Origin of the sequence: Mesorhizobium sp. M7A.F.Ca.MR.362.00.0.0, from assembly GCF_004023175.1 — a bacterium.
GTDB lineage: Bacteria > Pseudomonadota > Alphaproteobacteria > Rhizobiales > Rhizobiaceae > Mesorhizobium.
The window spans coordinates 1-797 of the sequence record NZ_RZTF01000836.1 but is presented as its reverse complement, the minus strand read 5'-3'; the positions used below and the strand labels follow the sequence as shown (position 1 = coordinate 797).

At 65.2% G+C, this 797-nt stretch carries 1 protein-coding gene; it reads right to left on the bottom strand.

Translation table 11 applies throughout. The features are described 5' to 3' along the window. On the bottom strand, nucleotides 1-797 hold a 797-nt coding region (locus tag EOC06_RS38050; protein ID WP_128310160.1), incomplete at both ends, for an MFS transporter.

Here is a 797-nt window from a genome sequence, read left to right as displayed (position 1 = left end):
CTTCCGGCACATGCCGCTCGATCAGGCCGAACGCGGTGATGAAGGTCGGCGAGATCGCCACACCGCTGATGAACACGGTCAGCGCCAGCAGTGGCACGGTGTCGGCGGTGAGCGGCAACAGCGTGCCGAGCGCGACGAGGGCGACTGCGATGGCCAGCTGGCGTTGCAGCGGCGCCTTCAGGCTGAGCGCGCCGACGATGATGCCGAGTACGAACGATCCCAGCGCATAAACGCCGATGACGAGGCTGGCGGCGCCCGGTTGGCCAAGCTCCTTGGTGATCGCCACGGTGGTCACTTCCGTCGTCGCGAAGGTTGCGCCGATGAAGATCAGGGCGAGGGTGATGATCTGAACCGGCCGCAGGCGGATCGCCGAGCCGCTTGAGTTATGGTCGACCGGCCGCACCCGGGGCTCGGTCGAGCGTTGCAGGATGAAGGTCGCTGATCCGAATGCGAGAAATAATGTGCTCACCAGAACGCCGGCTTCCGGGAATAGGGCGGCACTCAGGCCGACCGATAGCGATGCCCCGGCGATATAGACCAGTTCATCGGCCACGGACTCGAAGGCGAATGCGGTGTTCATCTGCGGCCGCCCCCGGAAAATCTCCGTCCAGCGCGCGCGCACCATCGCAGGTATGCTTGGCATGGCGGCGGCCAGCAGTGCCGATACGAACAGCGTCCAAACCGGCCAGTCCTGGTTGGCCGCCGCTATCAGGACCGCGAAAGCCAGCACCGCGATGATGGTGGTGGGCACCACGATTCGTGTCTGGCCCAGGCGGTCCACCAGTCTCGATATCTGC